The organism is Pseudomonas sp. NPDC087804, assembly GCF_044742965.1.
GTDB classification, from domain to species: domain Bacteria; phylum Pseudomonadota; class Gammaproteobacteria; order Pseudomonadales; family Pseudomonadaceae; genus Aquipseudomonas; species Aquipseudomonas rustica.
In genome coordinates this window covers 241,770-259,507 of the sequence record NZ_JBIUVN010000002.1, presented here as the reverse complement: position 1 = coordinate 259,507, position 17,738 = coordinate 241,770, and the positions used below count along the sequence as shown (strand labels likewise).

Genomic DNA, 17,738 nt, shown 5'->3' with positions numbered 1-17,738 from the left:
CAGTTACAACTCTATCCGACCTTCATTTACCGGAAAAAGTCGCAACGCCAAATGATCGATGAAAACCCGCAACTTCGCGGTGGCGTGGCGACTCGACGGCCACAACACCCAGAACTGCCCGACATGTTGCAGATGCGTATCCAGCACCCGATGCAGCAATCCTTGTGATTCCGCGTCGCGGGTCATGAAATCCGGCAGGCAGGCAATGCCCATCCCCGCCAGCGCCGCGTGGCTCACCGCCTCAATGGACGTACTCACCAGCCGGGTCGGCAATTTCGGCTCATCCGCACCCTCCTCACGCCGTAGCGGCCACGGCTCGAGTTTGCCAGTGGCGTGAAAGATGTGACGCAAACAGGCGTGATCGGCCAGCTCGGCGGGCCGTTGTGGCGTACCCCGCTGCTGCAGATAAGCGGGACTGGCAACTAGTACCATCCGAAATTCGCCCAACGACCGCGCCATCAACCGCGAGTCACGCGGTTTGCCGGTGCGAATCACCGCGTCGAAACCCTCTTCAACCACGTCGACCATGCGATCGGTTAAATCCAGATCCAGTTCAATCTGCGGGTACAGCGTCATGAACTCAGTCATCACCGGCATCACCAGACCCAACACCTGCGGCACGCTGATACGCAATTTTCCCTGCGGTTGCGCAGCGGCATCACACAGTTCGAACTCTGCAGCCTCAACATCCGCCAGAATTTTACGGCAACGCTGTAGGAACAATGCCCCCTCGCTGGTCAGCGTGATGCTACGCGTGGTGCGATGAAACAAGCGCACCCCCAGCCGCGCCTCCAGACGCGCAATGCTTTTACCAACCGCCGACGAAGACACACCCGTCAACCGCCCCGCCTCAGTAAAACTGCGCGTCTCGGCGACCTGAATGAATACCGAAATACTGCCAAGGCGATCCATACACCCTCCCGATTCAAGACATCCGTGTCCGATATGTTCGGAACCTTAACCTGTTTTTCACCAGGGCGCAGCGCCCTACCCTGTGCACTCGTTGACCTTTGCCCACGGATGAATGCTCATGAACGACGCACAACTCACCTGCCGCCCACTTGAAGCTTCGCTCCAACAACGCGAACGCTTACCCCTCGGCGCCCTGCTGGCCTTGGCCACCGCCGGGTTCATCACCGTCATGACCGAAGCCCTGCCCGCCGGCCTGCTGCCGCAAATGAGCAGCGGCTTGAACGTCTCCCAGGCACTGATCGGACAACTGGTGACGATGTACGCCATCGGCTCAATACTCGCCGCCATTCCACTAACCCTCGCCACCCGTAGCTGGCGCCGACGCCCTCTTCTACTGTCCGCCATCGGCGGCTTCGCCATCGCCAACAGCATCACCGCCCTTTCGGAGCTGTACTGGCTAACCCTGATCGCACGCCTGATTGCCGGCATATTCGCTGGCCTGCTCTGGGCACTACTCGCCGGCTACGCCAGCCGCATGGTCGCCCCCCATCTGCAAGGCCGCGCCATCACCGTCGCTATGCTCGGCGCTCCCATCGCGCTGTCCCTAGGCATCCCGGCCGGCACCCTGCTCGGCACCTTGATCGGCTGGCGCCTGAGCTTCGCCATCATGACCGCCCTGACCGTGCTGCTAGTGATCTGGGTACGCTGGCAAGTCCCCGACTTCGCCGGAGAACCCGAAGGAAAACGTCTGCCACTGCGTAAGGTATTTACCCTCCCAGGCGTACGACCGGTGCTGTTCGTGACCTTGACCTACGTCGTCGCACACAACCTGCTCTACACCTACATCGCCCCGTTCCTGAAACCGTCCGGACTCGATGCCTCAGTTGACCGCGTGCTGCTGGTGTTCGGCCTGGCGTCGGTGCTGAGCTTGTGGATCGTCGGTAGCCTGATTGATCGCTGGCTACGCGAATTGGTACTGATCAGCGCAGCACTGTTCATGCTGTCGGCGATTGCGTTGGGTTTGTGGCGCGAGTCCGCCGGCGTGATCTATATCGCTACGGCAGTTTGGGGCCTCGCATTTGGTGCGATGCCTTCGCTGCTGCAAACAGCCTCGGCGAAAACGGCGAAGGACGCCGCAGATACTGCGCAATCGATGTTGGTGACGTTGTGGAATGTCGGGATTGCGGGGGGTGGATTGGCGGGAGGGTTGTTGCTGGATAATTTGGGGGTTGGGGTATTTCCGTGGATTGTGGGCGTGTTGTTGCTGATGAGTCTGTGTGCGACGGTGACAGCGAGAACCCATGGGTTTCCGCGAACCAGATAAGGGTGAACACAGGCATTTAGACTTTGGCTGGCTGACAGGTTGCCTTCGCTAGCAGGCTAGCTCCCACAGTGGGACTGGGTTAATGCCGTTAGATAATAGTGTCTGGTCGGCCGCCTTCGCGAGCAAGCTCTGCTCCTACAAAATCAAGATCAAAAGATCGCAGTCTTCGGCAGCTCCTACATGAAATCGCGGCGAACCCAAGCCAACCACTAGGCCGAGTGTCAGCTCGCCTGCTTTTGATCTTGATCTTAGAGCCCGTCGGGAGGCTGAGTGGAGGGATTCATACGGGGAAAGCATCGAGAGGAGGTGCAGCGAAGCAAACCGTAGGCGATGCCCCCGGATGAACCCGGAGCGAAGGAACCCGAGCCTTAGCGAGGGCCGGACGTCAGGGCACAGCGTTTTGGTTACTTTTGGGCGTCTGCAAAAGTGACCCGCCGTAAGGGCGGAACCAACAGCAGCCATCCCCCAAAAAACGGATATACACCCCCCCCCAACCAAAAAAAAGCCCCAACTCACGTCAGGGCTTTCTCCAAAACTCAGTCAACGATCAAAACCGCTTGATCTCAGCCTGAGCTTCCAACTGCTTACGATACGCCGCAAAGTCCTGCTGACCTTCACGCGACGCCAGGAAGCGACGGTACTGCGCCTTCTCTTCATCCGTCGGTGCAGCCGCTTCATTCACGCCATTCAGACGCACAATCATCAAACTACCATCCGGCAACGTCACACTGCTAAACGTAGGCTTGTCCTTGGCAGCCGGCTTCGGCATACGGAACAACGCCTGCAGAACCGCCGGATCAACACCTTCCTGCGCACGAGTAGCCGCTTGGGTGACTTTCCAGTTCTGCGCATCAACCTCTTTGCCTTCACGCAGATCAGCAATCAGCTTCTCGGCCTGAGTCTTGGCAGCCGCGCTGGCGTGCTCTTTGGTCAACTGGGCGCGGATAGCCACGTTCACGCTTTCCAGAGGCAATTGCGCAGGCTTCAGGTGTTCCTTGGCACGCAACACAACCACGGTATCCGGGTCCAGCTCGATGGCGGTGCTGTTGGCGCCTTCATCAATCACTTCAGTGCTGAACGCAGCGGTGACCACGGCACGGTTGGCCGCCAGACCTTCGCCACCTTCACGGCCAAACGGCTTGGAGGTGTGCACCGTCAGTTTCAGATCCGCCGCTGGCTGCGCCAGGTCGGATGCTTCGAACGCGGAGTCTTCCAGTTGCTTGGTCGCCTCGACGAAACGCTGCTCAACCTGCGCGGCTTTCAGATCGCGGGTCAGCTTGTCTTTCAGGCTGGCCAGGGTTGGCACTTCTGGCGCTTCAACACCCAGCAGCTTGATCAGGTGGTAACCGAAATCCGTGCGAACCGGCTCGGACACTTGATCCTTGTTCAGCGAGTACAGGGCTTTTTCGAAGGCCGGGTCGTAGACGCCAGGGCCTGCGAAACCGAGGTCACCGCCATTGTTGGCCGAACCCGGATCCTGCGAGAACTCCTTGGCCAGCGCTTCGAATTTCTCGCCCTTGGCCAAACGCGCCTGGACGTCTTCGATCTTCGCTTTAGCCTGAGCTTCAGTAGTCTTGTCGTTCACTTCGATCAGGATGTGCGCGGCACGACGCTGTTCCGACAGGTTGGCGATATCTTTCTGATACGCCGCCTGCAGGTCTTCGTCTTTCACGGTGACCTGGTCGAAGAACGAAGCCTTCTTCAGCTCAACGTAATCGACGATCACCTGATCCGGAGTCATGAACTCTTTGGCGTGTTCGTCGTAGTAAGCCTTGACCTCATCGTCAGTCAGCTTGACCGAGGCTGGGTCGGCTTTGACGCTCAGGGTGGCGAAATCGCGGGTCTGTTTTTCCAGGCGGGCAAAGGCCAACACTTCAGCGTCGGTGACGAAACCGCTGCCACCGATACCGGCACGCAGTTGGCCGATCAGCATTTCCTGAGCCAGCATCTGGCGGAATTGCATACGGCTATAGCCCAGTTGACGGATCACCTGGTCGAAACGATCGGAGCTGAACTTGCCGTCCACCTGGAATTCAGGGGTTTGCAGGATCACCTGATCCAGAGCGCCTTCGGAGAAAGCGAACTTCGATTGTTCTGCGCCTTGCAGCAGCAGCTTGCGATCGATCAGACCCTTGAGGGCCGATTCGCGAAGCATTTTTTCATCGAGCAGCGAAGCGTCGAAATCTTTGCCCAGCTGTTGCATCAGCTGACGGCGTTGCATATCAACGGCCTGGCTTAGCTCGTTCTGGCTGATCTCTTCACCATTGACCTGGGCCGCCTCGTTCTTGTGAGTCGTGGCCTGGAAAATGGCGTCGAAACCGGTCAAAGCCATCAGCAAAATGATGGCCCCGATAATGGTCTTGGCAATCCAGCCTTGTGAATTGTCCCTGATATTCTGCAGCATGCGTCCCCCAGAAACGGTTGAACTTCAAATTAGGCAACCGTGGAGCGTGGGTAGAATCCGGATAGAAGAAAGGCGCATCCGAGGATGCGCCTTCTCGTAACTGGCGGAGCGGACAGGGCTCGAACCCTCGATCCCGGCGTTACAGGCGCCTGTTTCAGCGACCTGCTCTACCGCTCCGCTGCCAAGTCAGGGATGACCCCGACCCGGATGGGTAAAAACTTGTAACGAACTTAGTTAACCGCTTCTTTCAGTGCTTTACCGGCTTTGAAGCCTGGTTTTTTAGCAGCAGCGATTTGCAGCGTCTTGCCGGTCTGTGGGTTACGACCAACGCGAGCTGGACGATCAGTCACGGAGAACGTACCGAAACCAACCAGAACAACGGAGTCGCCAGCCTTGAGAGCGCCAGTGACGGATTCGATTACAGCGTCCAGCGCACGCCCAGCAGCAGCTTTCGGGATATCAGCGGATGCAGCGATAGCATCAATCAGTTCCGACTTGTTCACTCTAAGTCCCCTTATATCTATTTTGAGATGATTCTAAGTTTTTTGGTGAAAGCAAAAACGAGTGCTGAATGGCCTACAGACACTTAAGAGCCGCTTTATAACAAGGGCTCTAAAAAGCTGTCAAGGAAGCCACCCAGGCAAAAGCATACTAATGCGTGCTAATTCTTTCCTTAGCATCAGACTCACGTTTTTCATCCTTGGCAACTATCTCCGGAGCCACATCCGGCAAGGGCTCCGGCGCGTATTGCAGCGCAATTTGCAGGACCTCGTCAATCCATTTAACCGGTTTAATCTGCAGATCCTGCTTGATGTTGTCCGGAATCTCCTTGAGATCACGTACGTTTTCTTCAGGAATAATCACAACCTTGATTCCACCGCGGTGTGCCGCGAGCAGTTTTTCCTTCAGACCACCAATTGCCAGCACTTGACCGCGCAAGGTGATTTCACCGGTCATGGCGACATCAGCGCGCACCGGAATGCCGGTCAATGCCGACACCAGGGCCGTGCACATGCCTACACCAGCGCTAGGACCGTCTTTCGGGGTCGCGCCTTCCGGCATGTGAATGTGCGTGTCGCGCTTCTCGTGGAAGTCCACAGGAATGCCCAGGCTCTTGGCACGGCTGCGCACGACGGTCAGGGCTGCGGTGATCGATTCGACCATCACATCACCCAGCGAACCGGTCTTGATCAGTTGACCTTTACCCGGCACGACAGCGGCTTCGATGGTCAGCAACTCTCCGCCAACCTGAGTCCAGGCAAGGCCGGTCACTTGACCGATCTGATCCTGTTGCTCGGCCAGACCGTAACGGAATTTACGTACGCCGAGGAAGTGTTCCAGCAAGTCAGCTGTCACTTTTACCGAGAAGCGTTTTTCCAGCGCGTGCTCTTTCACAGCCTTGCGGCAGACCTTAGCGATCTGACGTTCGAGGCCACGCACACCGGCTTCACGGGTGTAGTAACGGATGATGTCGCGGATCGCCTCTTCATCAAATTCAATCTCGCCCTTCTTCAGACCGTTAGCGGTGATCTGTTTTGGCGAGAGATATTTGACGGCAATGTTGATCTTTTCGTCTTCGGTGTAGCCCGGCAGACGGATGACTTCCATGCGGTCGAGCAGCGCCGGCGGGATGTTCATCGAGTTCGAGGTGCACAGGAACATCACATCCGAGAGGTCGTAATCGACTTCCAGATAGTGATCGTTGAAGTTGTGGTTTTGCTCTGGATCGAGCACTTCCAGCAACGCCGACGCCGGATCGCCACGCATGTCGCTGCCCATTTTGTCGATTTCATCGAGCAGGAACAGCGGGTTGCGAACGCCCACTTTTGTCATCTTTTGAATCAATCTTCCCGGCATCGAACCGATGTAAGTCCGGCGGTGACCACGAATTTCCGCTTCATCCCGCACACCACCGAGGGCCATGCGTACGAATTTACGGTTGGTGGCGTGAGCGATCGACTCGGCCAGCGAGGTTTTACCCACGCCCGGAGGACCGACCAGGCACAACACCGGGCCACGAATTTTTTTCACACGTTTTTGCACGGCGAGGTATTCAAGGATGCGTTCCTTGACCTCTTCGAGGCCGTAGTGGTCGGCGTCGAGAATGTCTTCAGCGCGCGCCAGATCAAGGCGTACCTTGCTCTGTGCCTTCCACGGCACCTGCACCAGCCAGTCGATGTACGAGCGCACCACGGTGGCCTCAGCGGACATCGGCGACATTTGCTTGAGTTTGTTCAGCTCGGCCGTGGCTTTGGCCAACGCGTCTTTCGGCAGACCGGCAGCGTCGATACGCTTTTTCAGGTCTTCGATTTCGTTGTGGCCTTCGTCGCTGTCGCCGAGTTCTTTCTGAATAGCCTTCATCTGCTCATTCAGGTAGTACTCACGCTGACTGCGCTCCATTTGCTTTTTGACACGGCCACGAATGCGTTTTTCGACTTGCAGCAGATCGATCTCGGCATCCAGCAGCGCCAGAACGTGCTCGACCCGGGCCGACAAATCGATGATTTCGAGGATTTCCTGCTTCTGCTCGATTTTCAGCGCCATGTGCGCGGCCATGGTGTCGACCAGACGACCCGGCTCATCGATGCTGTTGAGCGACGACAGGACTTCAGCCGGGACTTTTTTGCCCAACTGCACATATTGTTCGAACTGCGACAGCAGCGTGCGCACGAACACTTCGGATTCGCGCTCGGCAGCGTCGACTTCTTCGATCAGCGAGACTTCAGCGCGGCAGTGGCCGTCAACTTCGCTGAAACGCTCGACAGTACCGCGCTGTTCACCTTCGACCAGCACTTTGACAGTGCCGTCAGGCAGCTTGAGCAGTTGCAGAACGGTAGCGATGGTACCTACGCGATAGAGAGCGTCTTCACCGGGATCGTCGTCAGCCGGGTTTCTCTGGGCCAGCAGCAGGATCTGCTTGTCGCCCGTCATCGCGGCCTCGAGGGCTTCGATGGATTTCTCGCGCCCCACGAACAGTGGGATAACCATGTGCGGATAAACCACGACATCACGCAATGGCAGGAGAGGCAATTCGATGGTTGTCTTCATGATTTCGCCTCTACGGCGGCCATATGGCCGTAATCAGATGGAATTGAGCTTGAAACCAAGATGGGGGCTGCCTTGAAAAAAAACAAGCGCAAAGCGGATGTAAAAAATGCCATAAAAAAAAAGAGGCCCGAAGGCCCCTTCTTTGTTGCGGCAGGGTGGACGCTTACGCGTCCGGTGCTGCCTTGGCTGCCGGCTCACTGTTTTCGTAGATATACAGTGGCTTGGACTTGCCTTCGATCACGCTTTCATCGATCACGACTTTGCTCACCTCAGACTGCGAGGGGATTTCATACATCGTGTCGAGCAATACACCTTCGAGAATCGAGCGCAGGCCACGAGCACCGGTCTTGCGTTCCAGGGCACGTTTGGCGACGGATTTCAGCGCGTCAGCACGGAATTCCAGATCAACGCCTTCCATCTCGAACAGCTTGGCATACTGTTTGGTCAGAGCATTTTTCGGCTCGGTGAGGATCTGCATCAGCGCAGCCTCGTCGAGCTCGTCCAGCGTCGCAAGTACCGGCAGACGACCGACGAATTCCGGGATCAGACCGAACTTGACCAGATCGTCAGGCTCGACTTCACGCAGGGATTCACCGACTTTCTTGCCTTCTTCCTTGCTGCGCACTTCTGCGTTGAAACCGATGCCGCCTTTGGTGGAACGGTTTTGAATAACCTTTTCCAGACCCGAGAACGCACCACCGCAGATGAACAGGATGTTACGGGTGTCGACCTGCAGGAACTCCTGCTGCGGATGCTTGCGGCCACCTTGCGGCGGTACGGAAGCGACCGTGCCTTCGATCAACTTGAGCAAGGCCTGCTGCACGCCTTCACCGGAAACATCGCGGGTGATCGACGGGTTGTCGGACTTGCGCGAAATCTTGTCGATTTCATCGATATAGACAATACCCATCTGGGCTTTCTCTACGTCGTAATCGCACTTCTGCAGCAGCTTCTGAATGATGTTCTCGACGTCTTCACCTACATAACCCGCCTCGGTGAGGGTGGTTGCGTCGGCGATGGTGAACGGAACGTTCAGCAAGCGGGCCAGTGTTTCGGCCAGCAGGGTTTTACCGGAGCCTGTCGGGCCGATCAGCAGGATGTTGCTCTTGCCGAGTTCGACGTCGTCAGCCTTTTTGTCACGCTGGTTAAGGCGCTTGTAGTGGTTGTACACCGCTACGGCCAGAACCTTTTTCGCACGCTCCTGACCAATGACGTATTGATCAAGGATGCCGCTGATTTCTTTAGGCGAAGGCAATTTATGCGCGCTGCTCTCGGCCTGTGCTTCCTGCACCTCCTCGCGGATGATGTCATTGCACAGGTCGACGCACTCGTCGCAGATAAAGACCGAGGGGCCGGCAATCAATTTGCGCACTTCATGCTGGCTTTTGCCACAGAAGGAGCAATAGAGCAGCTTGCCGTTGTCCTCGCCGTTGCGGGTGTCAGTCATTCGTTCGATCCAAATCCGATAGGCTTGCAACACAAGATGAAGGCTATTGCGGGCTTTTTCAAGCCCGCTGGCGAACAGACTCGCCGACCAAGCCTATTTTGAGTTGCTTATTTTAAGCTGGGCGCTGGTTGATCACTTCATCGATCAAGCCGTATTCCTTCGCAGCTTCTGCACTCATGAAGTTATCGCGGTTGGTATCACGCTCGATTTCTTCAAGGGTACGCCCACTGTGCTTGGCCATCAGCGTGTTCAGGCGCTCGCGGATGAAGAGGATTTCCTTGGCATGGATTTCGATATCCGACGCCTGGCCCTGGAAACCGCCCAGTGGCTGGTGAATCATCACACGCGAGTTCGGCAGGCAGAAACGCTTGCCAGGTGCACCGGCGGTCAACAAGAACGCGCCCATGCTGCAGGCCTGACCGATGCAGGTGGTCGACACATTGGGTTTGATGAACTGCATGGTGTCGTAGATCGACATGCCAGCCGTTACCGAACCGCCCGGGGAGTTGATATAGAGATGGATGTCCTTGTCCGGGTTTTCCGCTTCAAGGAACAGCAGTTGCGCACAGATCAGGTTGGCCATGTAGTCCTCTACCGGCCCAACCAGAAAGATCACTCGCTCCTTGAGAAGGCGCGAATAGATGTCGTAGGCGCGTTCGCCACGAGCGGACTGCTCGACAACCATCGGGACCAGGCCGCCTGCGGCCTGGATATCAGAGTTCTGCTGAATATACGAATTACGGAACATGCTCTGCAGTCACTCCCAAATAGTTATGTCTTGAATACGCATAAGCCAGCTCGAAAGCTGGCTTATGTGTGTATTTCTTAACGCAAAAACAATCAGTCGGCTTGTGGAGCTTCTACCGGCTTGACTGCTTCTTCGTAAGAGACCGACTTGTCGGTCACACTAGCTTTCTGCAGAACAGTATCCACAACTTGTTCTTCCAGCACAACCGAACGCACTTCGTTCAGTTGCTGCTCGTTCTTGTAGTACCACGACACAACCTGCTCAGGCTCCTGGTAAGCGGAAGCCATTTCCTGAATCATTTCGCGAACGCGAGCTTCGTCAGGCTTCAGGTCGAATTGCTTGACCACTTCAGCAACGATCAGACCCAGCACAACGCGGCGCTTGGCTTGCTCTTCGAACAGCTCGGCCGGCAGTTGATCAGGCTTGATGTTGCCGCCGAACTGCTGAACAGCCTGCACGCGCAGACGGTCAACTTCGTTGGCCAGCAGAGCCTTAGGCACTTCGATCGGGTTGGTGGCAAGCAGACCGTCCATTACCTGATTCTTGACCTTGGATTTGATCGCCTGACGCAGTTCACGCTCCATGTTCTTGCGAACTTCGGTGCGGAAACCGTCGATGCCGCTTTCCTTGATGCCGAATTGAGCGAAGAACTCTTCGTTCAGCTCAGGCAGCTTAGGCTCGGACACAGTGTTGACGGTCACGGTGAACTCGGCGGTTTTGCCAGCCAGGTCCAGGTTCTGATAGTCCTCTGGGAAGGTCAGGTTCAGAACGCGTTCTTCGCCAGCCTTAGCGCCAACCAGACCTTCTTCGAAGCCCGGGATCATGCGGCCGGAACCCAGTACCAGTTGGGTGCCTTTGGCGGAACCGCCTGCGAATACTTCGCCGTCAACCTTGCCAACGAAATCGATGTTCAGTTGGTCTTCGTTCTGGGCAGCGCGATCGGCCACTTCAAAACGGGTGTTCTGCTTGCGCAGGATGTCGAGCATTTTGTCCAGGTCAGCGTCAGCCACGTCAGCGCTCAGGCGCTCAACAGTGATGCCGTCGAAGCCAGCAACGGTGAACTCCGGGAACACTTCGAACACTGCAACGTATTCCAGGTCCTTGCCAGCTTGGAGCGACTTAGGCTCGATCGACGGCGAACCGGCCGGGTTCAGCTTCTGCTCAACCACAGCTTCGTAGAAGGAGGACTGGATCACGTCGCCGACAGCTTCCTGACGAGCATCAGCACCGAAACGGCGCTTGATTTCGCTCATTGGCACTTTGCCTGGACGGAAGCCAGCAATCTTGGCCTTTTGGGCAGTCTGCTGCAGACGCTTGTTGACCTGGCTCTCAATGCGCTCAGCCGGCACGGTGACGCTCATGCGGCGCTCAAGAGCAGTAGTATTTTCAACAGAAACTTGCATGGATATTCCTCGTTGCACAGACGTTAGCCGGCCGTTTCCGACCCCAGAATCAAGGGCATGCATTCTAGTGGGTCAAACTCAAGAAGTCACCCTACTGAAAACGGGTAAAAAAACAGCAGGCAATTTATCGGTGCGAATACACGAATGCATCGCGCACCACAGGCGAATACAACCAATCACGCCAAGGCTCTGCGGCAACCTCTTCTATATATAGAAGGGATGCCGATCATTCCCTGACGGCCGACCCTGCAAGCAAGACCGGCGGGCAGCGCGGCATCATCCAGAAACATCAATACGACGAAACGCCCTGCCCTGCGACCCGAAAACCGCGGTCGCCGATTTCTCAAACCGCTAAAACAAAAAAGGCGCCAGACTGTTAAATCTGGCGCCTTTCGAAATATGGGGTGGACGATGGGGATCGAACCCACGACAACGGGAGTCACAATCCCGTGCTCTACCAACTGAGCTACGCCCACCATATTGCGTAACAAAAAAGCCGTTTAACTTCTTTGTTGAACCTCATCAAGCCAACGGCATGAATGAAGCTTGTTTGGTGCGGATGAAGAGACTCGAACTCTTACGCCTCGCGGCGCTGGAACCTAAATCCAGTGTGTCTACCAATTCCACCACATCCGCGGATGAAGCTTTTAAAGCAAAGGCGCCAGACTGTTACATCTGGCGCCTTTCGAAATATGGGGTGGACGATGGGGATCGAACCCACGACAACGGGAGTCACAATCCCGTGCTCTACCAACTGAGCTACGCCCACCATATCGCGTTACTTGTGCCAAAGCTGCCTAATGGCGCACCCGGCAGGACTCGAACCTGCGACCATCCGCTTAGAAGGCGGATGCTCTATCCAGCTGAGCTACGGGCGCCTTATTAATCTGTACTCTAAAAGAACTACAAACTAAGTGCTTTCCAGTCTTCGCAAAACCGTAATCCTGCTCGACCTTCTTAACCAGTGCTAGGCTGTGCCCGACAAGTGCGACGAATAGTATAGAGCGCTCCGAAGGTCGTCAAATCCTTTTTGAAAAAAATTCATTTAATTAAAGGAGTTAGGGGAATTTGCTGACCAAGCGCCTTTGCCCTCACCGCCCGACATGCGAGAATGCGTTCTCTTTTTTTCCCCTCTCGATGGTTAATCACGCGCAATGACTGCACAACTAATCGACGGCAAATCGATCGCCGCCAGCCTGCGCCAGCAGATCGCCAAACGAGTTGCCGAGCGTCGCCAGCAAGGCCTGCGCACTCCCGGCCTCGCGGTGATCCTGGTCGGCAGCGATCCTGCCTCTCAGGTTTATGTCTCGCACAAGCGTAAAGACTGTGAAGAGGTCGGCTTCCTCTCTCAAGCCTACGACCTGCCCTCCGAAACCACGCAACAAGCGTTGACCGATCTGATCGATCGCCTCAACGACGACCCTGCGATCGACGGCATCCTCCTGCAACTGCCGCTGCCTGAGCACCTGGACGCCTCCAAATTGCTGGAGCGCATCCGCCCGGACAAAGACGTCGACGGTTTCCATCCTTATAACGTCGGCCGTCTGGCCCAGCGCATCCCGCTGCTGCGTCCGTGCACGCCTAAAGGCATCATGACCCTGCTGGAAAGCACCGGTGTTGATCTTTATGGTCTGGACGCGGTGGTCGTTGGCGCTTCCAACATCGTCGGTCGCCCGATGGCGATGGAACTGTTGCTGGCCGGTTGCACCGTGACCGTGACCCACCGCTTCACCAAGGATCTGGCCGGCCACGTTGGCCGTGCTGATCTGGTGGTTGTGGCCGCCGGCAAGCCGGGCCTGGTCAAGGGCGAATGGATCAAGGAAGGCGCGATCGTCGTTGACGTAGGCATCAACCGTCAGGACGACGGCAAACTGGTCGGCGATGTTGTTTACGAAACCGCCCTGCCCCGCGCTGGCTGGATCACGCCAGTCCCGGGCGGTGTTGGCCCGATGACCCGTGCCTGCCTGCTGGAAAACACCCTCTACGCAGCAGAAACCCTGCACGCTTAAGTCGGTTTTTTCGCAGCATCAAAACCCCGCCCCGTGCGGGGTTTTTCGTATTCGAGAAAAAACTATAACCGTTCGCCGGAAACCCCTCTTTTTACAGGCCTTTTCACGAGATTTTCAGGTCGATCAAACAACCATCGACAGATCTTCAGCCATACTCCTAGAATTCGACGCTTTGAAGAAATAACCCGTTACAAACTAACGGAATATCCAACCTTTATGAGTTCGCCCGCGTGAAAATTCGTCTTTCGATTCTGAGCCTGTTTTTTGCTTTCACAGGCACATTCATCACGCCAACGATCAACGCTGCGGAAACCACCGCTGCCCCGCGTGACGCTTCGACCCTGAAGATCGCTTCCGGCAGCGCCCTGCTCATGGATATGCAGACCAACAAAGTCATTTATTCCAGCAACCCTGACGTGATCGTGCCGATCGCTTCCGTCAGCAAGCTGATGACTGGCCTGGTGGTGGTTGAAGCCAAACAGAACATGGACGAATGGATCGATGTCGACATCAGAAACACGCCAGAGATGAAGGGCGTGTTCTCCCGAGTCAAACTGAAAAGTGAACTGCCGCGCCGCGAGATGCTGCTGATCGCTTTGATGTCCTCGGAAAACCGCGCCGCCGCCAGCCTCGCGCATCATTATCCGGGCGGTTATGCAGCCTTTATCGCGGCGATGAACGCCAAGGCCAAGGCGCTGGGCATGACCAACACTCACTACGTCGAGCCGACCGGTTTGTCCGAGCGCAACGTTTCCACGGCGCGCGATTTGAGCAAGTTGTTGGTCGCAGCGAGCAAGCACCCGATCCTCACTGAACTGACGACCACCAAGGAAAAGACCGTGTCGTTCCGTAAACCCAATTACACCCTGGGTTTCCGTAACACCGACCACTTGGTCAACAAGGCTGACTGGGACATCAAGATCACTAAAACCGGCTTTACCAATCCTGCTGGTCACTGCCTGGTATTGGTGACGCGCATGGGCAATCGCCCGGTGGCGCTGGTGATTTTGGATGCGTTCGGCAAGTACACGCATTTTGCCGATGCGAGCCGGATTCGTAGCTGGGTTGAGACTGGGCGCAGTGCCAGTGTTCCGGCGGTGGCGCAGCAGTACAAGGCCGACAAGAACCTGAAGAATCGCCAGAGTGGCGTGGTTGAGGCTTCGAAGTAGGACACTGGATTTACGCTACGTGTGGCGAGGGGATTTATCTGTGGCGAGGGGATTTATCCCCGATGGACTGCGCAGCAGGCGCTTCTTTTAAATCAAAAGCGGGGGCCGCTTCGCGACCCATCGGGGATAAATCCCCTCGCCACAGATAAACCTCTCACCACAGATAAATTCCCTCGCCACATTTAGATCTCACTAAATCTGAGAGACCTCAATCATTCGGCAACGGCATCTGTTCATCATCAGGTATGCCATCTCCCTTGCTCGGATCCCGTTCCAGATCCGGCGTCAGCACATTCGGCCGGGCCAGCGGATCGCGCAGCGGGCTGTCCGGATCCAGCACCGGATCAACTTCAGGCTCAGGCGTCGTCGGTACGCTATCAGGTTTTTGATCATCGAAGCTTGAATCGGTACTCATACGCACCTCGCATCAAGGTTTCAGATTGGCTAACGGGTCGTAGGGTTTGGCCGGTTTTTTGTCGTCGTCGCCGGGCTTCACGTCTTTCGGCGCTTTGGCCGGGCCAACGGGATCGACTTGCGGGTCGTCGAGATCCGGCGAATCGGGATCGAAACCCAGGTCATCGCCCGAGGAATGCTCGGATGAGTGCGGGCCTTTAGGGGATGTGGACTCTGCCATGCTTGCCTCCTGATTCACCCGCGAAATCGGGTTATAGAGGTAAGAGGCTTGCCGGACACAGACGTGCCCGGCAGATGACGAACGGAGAACTAGTGCGCCGCCAAGGCCTTTTTCGCCTGCGCCGCTTCGTTTTCCTGACCGGCCTGCGCCAGTTCATCGGCCGCTTTGAGCCAACGCGCACGATCCACCGCAGCGGGAATCTGCGTCGGTTTTTGAATCAGAATTGCCCAGCCGCCGGATTTTTCGAAAGCTGATTCAAAGGAGGCAAAGTCCATCAACTCGCGACGGTTCATGCCGGCACGCAGCAGGACTTTCTGTTTATTGCGGTCGTAGCCGGAAAGGATCGCGTAACGCGGTTCCGCCCAGAACGCCGAGCCTTCGCTAAAACGCACCATTACCGGGTAACCGGCCGCCACTTGAGTCAGCAGCGCGGGCAGATTGCTGTCCAGCGGATAGACCACCATGCCGTATTCACGGGCAAGGTTCTGAATGTTCTGCTGCAACTTGTCTTCAGCGCCCGGCACATGCAGCGGTTTTCCCAGCAGACCTGGCGTAATCACCACGCCCTGCTGCGACAGCAGACTGGCCAATACCTGCGGCCCGCTCTGGAAGGCCTGCCCCCGATAGAACCTGCCACTGAGTTCGACACGCTCCGGCAAGCGCTTGACCTCCGGCGCCACACTGCCCGCACACCCCGTCAATGCAGCCACGCAGCCAGCCACCAACAGCGCCGCACACACTCGAGAAAATACCTGCACCATCGTTGCTCTCTGTTCAGACGCCGGTCATCGTGTTCCGGCAAGGTCACCGATCATAGGGCGGCAAACCGCTGCGGTATAGCCTTAAACCGCAGCGGCTGCGATTGCATAGAGCAAAGTGATTGGTCATCACCGACCTTTGGTCAATAGCGTGTAACACCCGGGCAACTAGACTGTCAGTGAAACAGAGCGAATTGAAAAAGTGTGAGCCCGACGCAGGGCAAAGAGGAGGCACTGATGAGCCTGACCATGACCATTGTGATGTTGATTGCCGGTTGGCTGGCCGTGGCGGCGGCCATGCTGTGGGGGGTGTTGCGGATTTCGCGGCGGCACCATCATCCGGTTGAGCCTGCGAAGGTTGAGAAAGCTGAAAAGCAGAGTGTTCGGCACGCTACGGCGCATTAGGTCGCCGAAAAAGCCCCTCACCCTAGCCCTCTCCCGGAGGGAGAGGGGACTGACCGAGTTGTTTGCGAGAGGTGCGCCGACCTTAAATATCTCGTTGAACTCAGGTTTTGAAGCCACCCAAATCGGCCCCCTCTCCTTCGGGAGAGGGCTGGGGTGAGGGGCTCGATCTAAGCCTCATCCACAAAATTCCAGCGAAAAAAAAACCGCCTGCGCTGCGAGAGCCCAGGCGGTTTATCATTTCTGGCGTTTAAGCCTGCGCAGCAAGTTTCTTCTGCTTGGCACGACGCGACAACATGTTCAGCACCTCAATACCCGCCGAGAACGCCATGGCCGCGTACACATAACCTTTCGGTACGTGGGCGCCGAAGCCTTCGGCGATCAGGGTCATACCGATCATGATCAGGAAGCCCAGGGCCAACATCACCACAGTCGGGTTGTCGTTGATGAACTTGGCCAGCGGATCAGCCGCCAGCAACATCACCAGCACCGAGACCACCACCGCGATGATCATGATCGGCAAGTGCTCGGTCATGCCGACCGCGGTAATGATGCTGTCGATCGAGAACACCATATCAAGCAACAGGATCTGACCAATCGCAGCAGCAAAGCCCAGAGTCACGGTCGACGTGGCCGACTTTGGATCTTCCGGTGCCGGATCCATGCTGTGATGGATCTCGGTTGTGGCTTTCCAGACCAGGAACAGACCACCGGCGATCAGGATCATGTCCTTCCAGGAGAAGGCCTGGCCGAGGATGTCGATCACCGGTTCCGTCAACTGCACGATAAACGCGATGGTGCTCAACAGCGCCAGACGCAGGATCAACGCCATGCCGATACCGATACGGCGGGCCTTCTGCTGGTACTGCGTAGGCAACTTGTTGGTCAGGATCGAAATAAAGATCAGGTTATCGATGCCGAGCACGATTTCCATCACCACCAGTGTGGCCAAGGCAACCCAGGCGGTAGGGCTGGCGGCGAGTTCTAACAAATATTCCATGGGTCAGTCCTGACTCTTTGTGTGACTAAATTAGATGGTCTTGGAGGAAGATTCGGATTCGTCCGAGTCTTTTTCCGGGGTTGGTTTTTTCTCGATCAGCCCGCCGGTGGCATCGCTGAGCGCTTGCTCGGCAGCTTTATGGGTGTCGTCGATCGCCTGTTTGGCGCTTTCGGCGGCTTTGCCCATCAGTTGCTGAGCGCTTTTTTCGGCTTGATCGCAACCGGCCAGAACCAGTAAAGACGCAATCAACAGTGCAGTGCTTTTGAATTTCATGAGGCTTCCTTCGAATGAACAGACAGGCTCACAGACCGGCCGTCGATGGCTGGGCATTCTAGGGAGGTGAACACTTCAGGAAAATTCGTATTTTTAGCGGCTATACTTCGGTTTTTACGAACTCACACACTATTCAATGTAGGAGCTGCCGCAGGCTGCGATCTTTTGATGTTTTTTTAAGAGCAAGATCAGAAGATCGCAGCCTTC

General features: G+C 56.4%; 16 protein-coding genes and 4 tRNA genes. 4 read left to right on the top strand and 16 right to left on the bottom strand.

The window, feature by feature from the left end; genetic code table 11:
* Nucleotides 1-3: 3 nt before the first annotated feature.
* Nucleotides 4-912, bottom strand: a complete 909-nt coding sequence (locus ACIOMO_RS08260; RefSeq protein WP_401239822.1) for a LysR family transcriptional regulator — start codon at nucleotides 910-912, stop codon at nucleotides 4-6.
* A gap of 118 nt (nucleotides 913-1,030) precedes the next feature.
* Here ACIOMO_RS08260 and ACIOMO_RS08255 point away from each other — a divergent pair, with 118 nt between their 5' ends.
* A complete protein-coding gene (locus ACIOMO_RS08255; protein ID WP_401239819.1) occupies nucleotides 1,031-2,236 on the top strand; it encodes an MFS transporter in 1,206 nt (401 codons plus the stop codon).
* Nucleotides 2,237-2,783: 547 nt separating this feature from the next.
* Here ACIOMO_RS08255 and ACIOMO_RS08250 read toward each other — a convergent pair.
* From ACIOMO_RS08250 to ACIOMO_RS08205, 10 genes are all read right to left on the bottom strand, one after another.
* Nucleotides 2,784-4,640 carry a SurA N-terminal domain-containing protein gene (locus tag ACIOMO_RS08250; protein WP_401239816.1) on the bottom strand — a complete coding sequence of 619 codons (1,857 nt, stop codon included), beginning with the start codon at nucleotides 4,638-4,640 and terminating at the stop codon, nucleotides 2,784-2,786.
* 230 nt (nucleotides 4,641-4,870) lie between these two features.
* Nucleotides 4,871-5,143: an HU family DNA-binding protein gene (locus ACIOMO_RS08245; RefSeq protein ID WP_008077714.1), complete on the bottom strand. Its 273-nt coding sequence runs from the start codon at nucleotides 5,141-5,143 to the stop codon at nucleotides 4,871-4,873.
* A 148-nt stretch (nucleotides 5,144-5,291) separates the two neighbouring features.
* Nucleotides 5,292-7,688: an endopeptidase La gene (lon, locus tag ACIOMO_RS08240; protein ID WP_053121792.1), complete on the bottom strand. Its 2,397-nt coding sequence runs from the start codon at nucleotides 7,686-7,688 to the stop codon at nucleotides 5,292-5,294.
* A gap of 163 nt (nucleotides 7,689-7,851) precedes the next feature.
* Nucleotides 7,852-9,135, bottom strand: a complete 1,284-nt coding sequence (clpX, locus tag ACIOMO_RS08235; RefSeq protein WP_053121794.1) for an ATP-dependent Clp protease ATP-binding subunit ClpX — start codon at nucleotides 9,133-9,135, stop codon at nucleotides 7,852-7,854.
* Between the two features lie 112 nt (nucleotides 9,136-9,247).
* Entirely contained in the window at nucleotides 9,248-9,883 is a 636-nt protein-coding gene (clpP, locus tag ACIOMO_RS08230) for an ATP-dependent Clp endopeptidase proteolytic subunit ClpP (RefSeq protein WP_007951559.1), read from the bottom strand.
* 92 nt (nucleotides 9,884-9,975) lie between these two features.
* On the bottom strand, nucleotides 9,976-11,286 hold the full coding sequence (gene tig, locus ACIOMO_RS08225; protein WP_401239812.1) for a trigger factor: 1,311 nt from the start codon (nucleotides 11,284-11,286) through the stop codon (nucleotides 9,976-9,978).
* Nucleotides 11,287-11,686: 400 nt separating this feature from the next.
* Nucleotides 11,687-11,762 (bottom strand) — tRNA-His (locus ACIOMO_RS08220).
* A 75-nt stretch (nucleotides 11,763-11,837) separates the two neighbouring features.
* Nucleotides 11,838-11,922: transfer RNA gene (locus ACIOMO_RS08215), tRNA-Leu, on the bottom strand.
* A 57-nt stretch (nucleotides 11,923-11,979) separates the two neighbouring features.
* Nucleotides 11,980-12,055: transfer RNA gene (locus ACIOMO_RS08210), tRNA-His, on the bottom strand.
* A 32-nt stretch (nucleotides 12,056-12,087) separates the two neighbouring features.
* A tRNA-Arg gene (locus ACIOMO_RS08205) sits at nucleotides 12,088-12,164 on the bottom strand.
* Nucleotides 12,165-12,440: 276 nt separating this feature from the next.
* Between ACIOMO_RS08205 and folD the strand changes: the two genes are divergently transcribed.
* Together folD and pbpG are read left to right on the top strand one after the other, a co-directional pair.
* Nucleotides 12,441-13,295, top strand: a complete 855-nt coding sequence (gene folD / locus ACIOMO_RS08200) for a bifunctional methylenetetrahydrofolate dehydrogenase/methenyltetrahydrofolate cyclohydrolase FolD (RefSeq protein WP_053121798.1) — start codon at nucleotides 12,441-12,443, stop codon at nucleotides 13,293-13,295.
* Nucleotides 13,296-13,525: 230 nt separating this feature from the next.
* Nucleotides 13,526-14,464: a D-alanyl-D-alanine endopeptidase gene (gene pbpG / locus ACIOMO_RS08195; RefSeq protein WP_401239808.1), complete on the top strand. Its 939-nt coding sequence runs from the start codon at nucleotides 13,526-13,528 to the stop codon at nucleotides 14,462-14,464.
* A gap of 208 nt (nucleotides 14,465-14,672) precedes the next feature.
* Here pbpG and ACIOMO_RS08190 read toward each other — a convergent pair whose 3' ends face one another.
* From ACIOMO_RS08190 to ACIOMO_RS08180, 3 genes are all read right to left on the bottom strand, one after another.
* Entirely contained in the window at nucleotides 14,673-14,879 is a 207-nt protein-coding gene (locus ACIOMO_RS08190) for a hypothetical protein (RefSeq protein WP_053121802.1), read from the bottom strand.
* A 12-nt stretch (nucleotides 14,880-14,891) separates the two neighbouring features.
* Nucleotides 14,892-15,098, bottom strand: a complete 207-nt coding sequence (locus ACIOMO_RS08185; RefSeq protein WP_053121804.1) for a DUF6021 family protein — start codon at nucleotides 15,096-15,098, stop codon at nucleotides 14,892-14,894.
* A gap of 89 nt (nucleotides 15,099-15,187) precedes the next feature.
* Nucleotides 15,188-15,859 (bottom strand): peptidase C39 family protein, encoded by a 672-nt coding sequence (locus tag ACIOMO_RS08180; RefSeq protein WP_401239805.1) that lies wholly within the window; start codon nucleotides 15,857-15,859, stop codon nucleotides 15,188-15,190.
* Between the two features lie 234 nt (nucleotides 15,860-16,093).
* Here ACIOMO_RS08180 and ACIOMO_RS08175 point away from each other — a divergent pair, with 234 nt between their 5' ends.
* The gene (locus ACIOMO_RS08175) at nucleotides 16,094-16,261 is read left to right on the top strand and encodes a hypothetical protein (RefSeq protein WP_212551410.1); all 168 of its coding nucleotides are present in this window, start codon (nucleotides 16,094-16,096) and stop codon (nucleotides 16,259-16,261) included.
* A 247-nt stretch (nucleotides 16,262-16,508) separates the two neighbouring features.
* Here the strand turns inward: ACIOMO_RS08175 and ACIOMO_RS08170 are convergent, their stop codons facing one another.
* Both ACIOMO_RS08170 and ACIOMO_RS08165 read right to left on the bottom strand, forming a co-directional pair.
* A complete protein-coding gene (locus ACIOMO_RS08170) occupies nucleotides 16,509-17,258 on the bottom strand; it encodes a TerC family protein (protein ID WP_401239802.1) in 750 nt (249 codons plus the stop codon).
* Nucleotides 17,259-17,288: 30 nt separating this feature from the next.
* Complete coding sequence (locus tag ACIOMO_RS08165) at nucleotides 17,289-17,531, bottom strand: hypothetical protein (protein ID WP_053121810.1); 243 nt, start codon at nucleotides 17,529-17,531, stop codon at nucleotides 17,289-17,291.
* Between the last annotated feature and the right edge of the window lie 207 nt (nucleotides 17,532-17,738).

Excerpts from the sequence above, each read along its gene's own strand:
- clpP (WP_007951559.1), bottom strand. The coding sequence starts at position 9,883 with ATGTTCCGTAATTCGTATATTCAGCAGAACTCTGATATCCAGGCCGCA.
- ACIOMO_RS08250 (WP_401239816.1), bottom strand. The coding sequence starts at position 4,640 with ATGCTGCAGAATATCAGGGACAATTCACAAGGCTGGATTGCCAAGACC.
- lon (WP_053121792.1), bottom strand. The coding sequence starts at position 7,688 with ATGAAGACAACCATCGAATTGCCTCTCCTGCCATTGCGTGATGTCGTG.
- folD (WP_053121798.1), top strand. The coding sequence starts at position 12,441 with ATGACTGCACAACTAATCGACGGCAAATCGATCGCCGCCAGCCTGCGC.
- ACIOMO_RS08175 (WP_212551410.1), top strand. The coding sequence starts at position 16,094 with ATGAGCCTGACCATGACCATTGTGATGTTGATTGCCGGTTGGCTGGCC.
- ACIOMO_RS08180 (WP_401239805.1), bottom strand. The coding sequence starts at position 15,859 with ATGGTGCAGGTATTTTCTCGAGTGTGTGCGGCGCTGTTGGTGGCTGGC.
- ACIOMO_RS08185 (WP_053121804.1), bottom strand. The coding sequence starts at position 15,098 with ATGGCAGAGTCCACATCCCCTAAAGGCCCGCACTCATCCGAGCATTCC.
- ACIOMO_RS08260 (WP_401239822.1), bottom strand. The coding sequence starts at position 912 with ATGGATCGCCTTGGCAGTATTTCGGTATTCATTCAGGTCGCCGAGACG.
- ACIOMO_RS08255 (WP_401239819.1), top strand. The coding sequence starts at position 1,031 with ATGAACGACGCACAACTCACCTGCCGCCCACTTGAAGCTTCGCTCCAA.
- ACIOMO_RS08165 (WP_053121810.1), bottom strand. The coding sequence starts at position 17,531 with ATGAAATTCAAAAGCACTGCACTGTTGATTGCGTCTTTACTGGTTCTG.
- ACIOMO_RS08190 (WP_053121802.1), bottom strand. The coding sequence starts at position 14,879 with ATGAGTACCGATTCAAGCTTCGATGATCAAAAACCTGATAGCGTACCG.
- clpX (WP_053121794.1), bottom strand. The coding sequence starts at position 9,135 with ATGACTGACACCCGCAACGGCGAGGACAACGGCAAGCTGCTCTATTGC.
- tig (WP_401239812.1), bottom strand. The coding sequence starts at position 11,286 with ATGCAAGTTTCTGTTGAAAATACTACTGCTCTTGAGCGCCGCATGAGC.
- ACIOMO_RS08170 (WP_401239802.1), bottom strand. The coding sequence starts at position 17,258 with ATGGAATATTTGTTAGAACTCGCCGCCAGCCCTACCGCCTGGGTTGCC.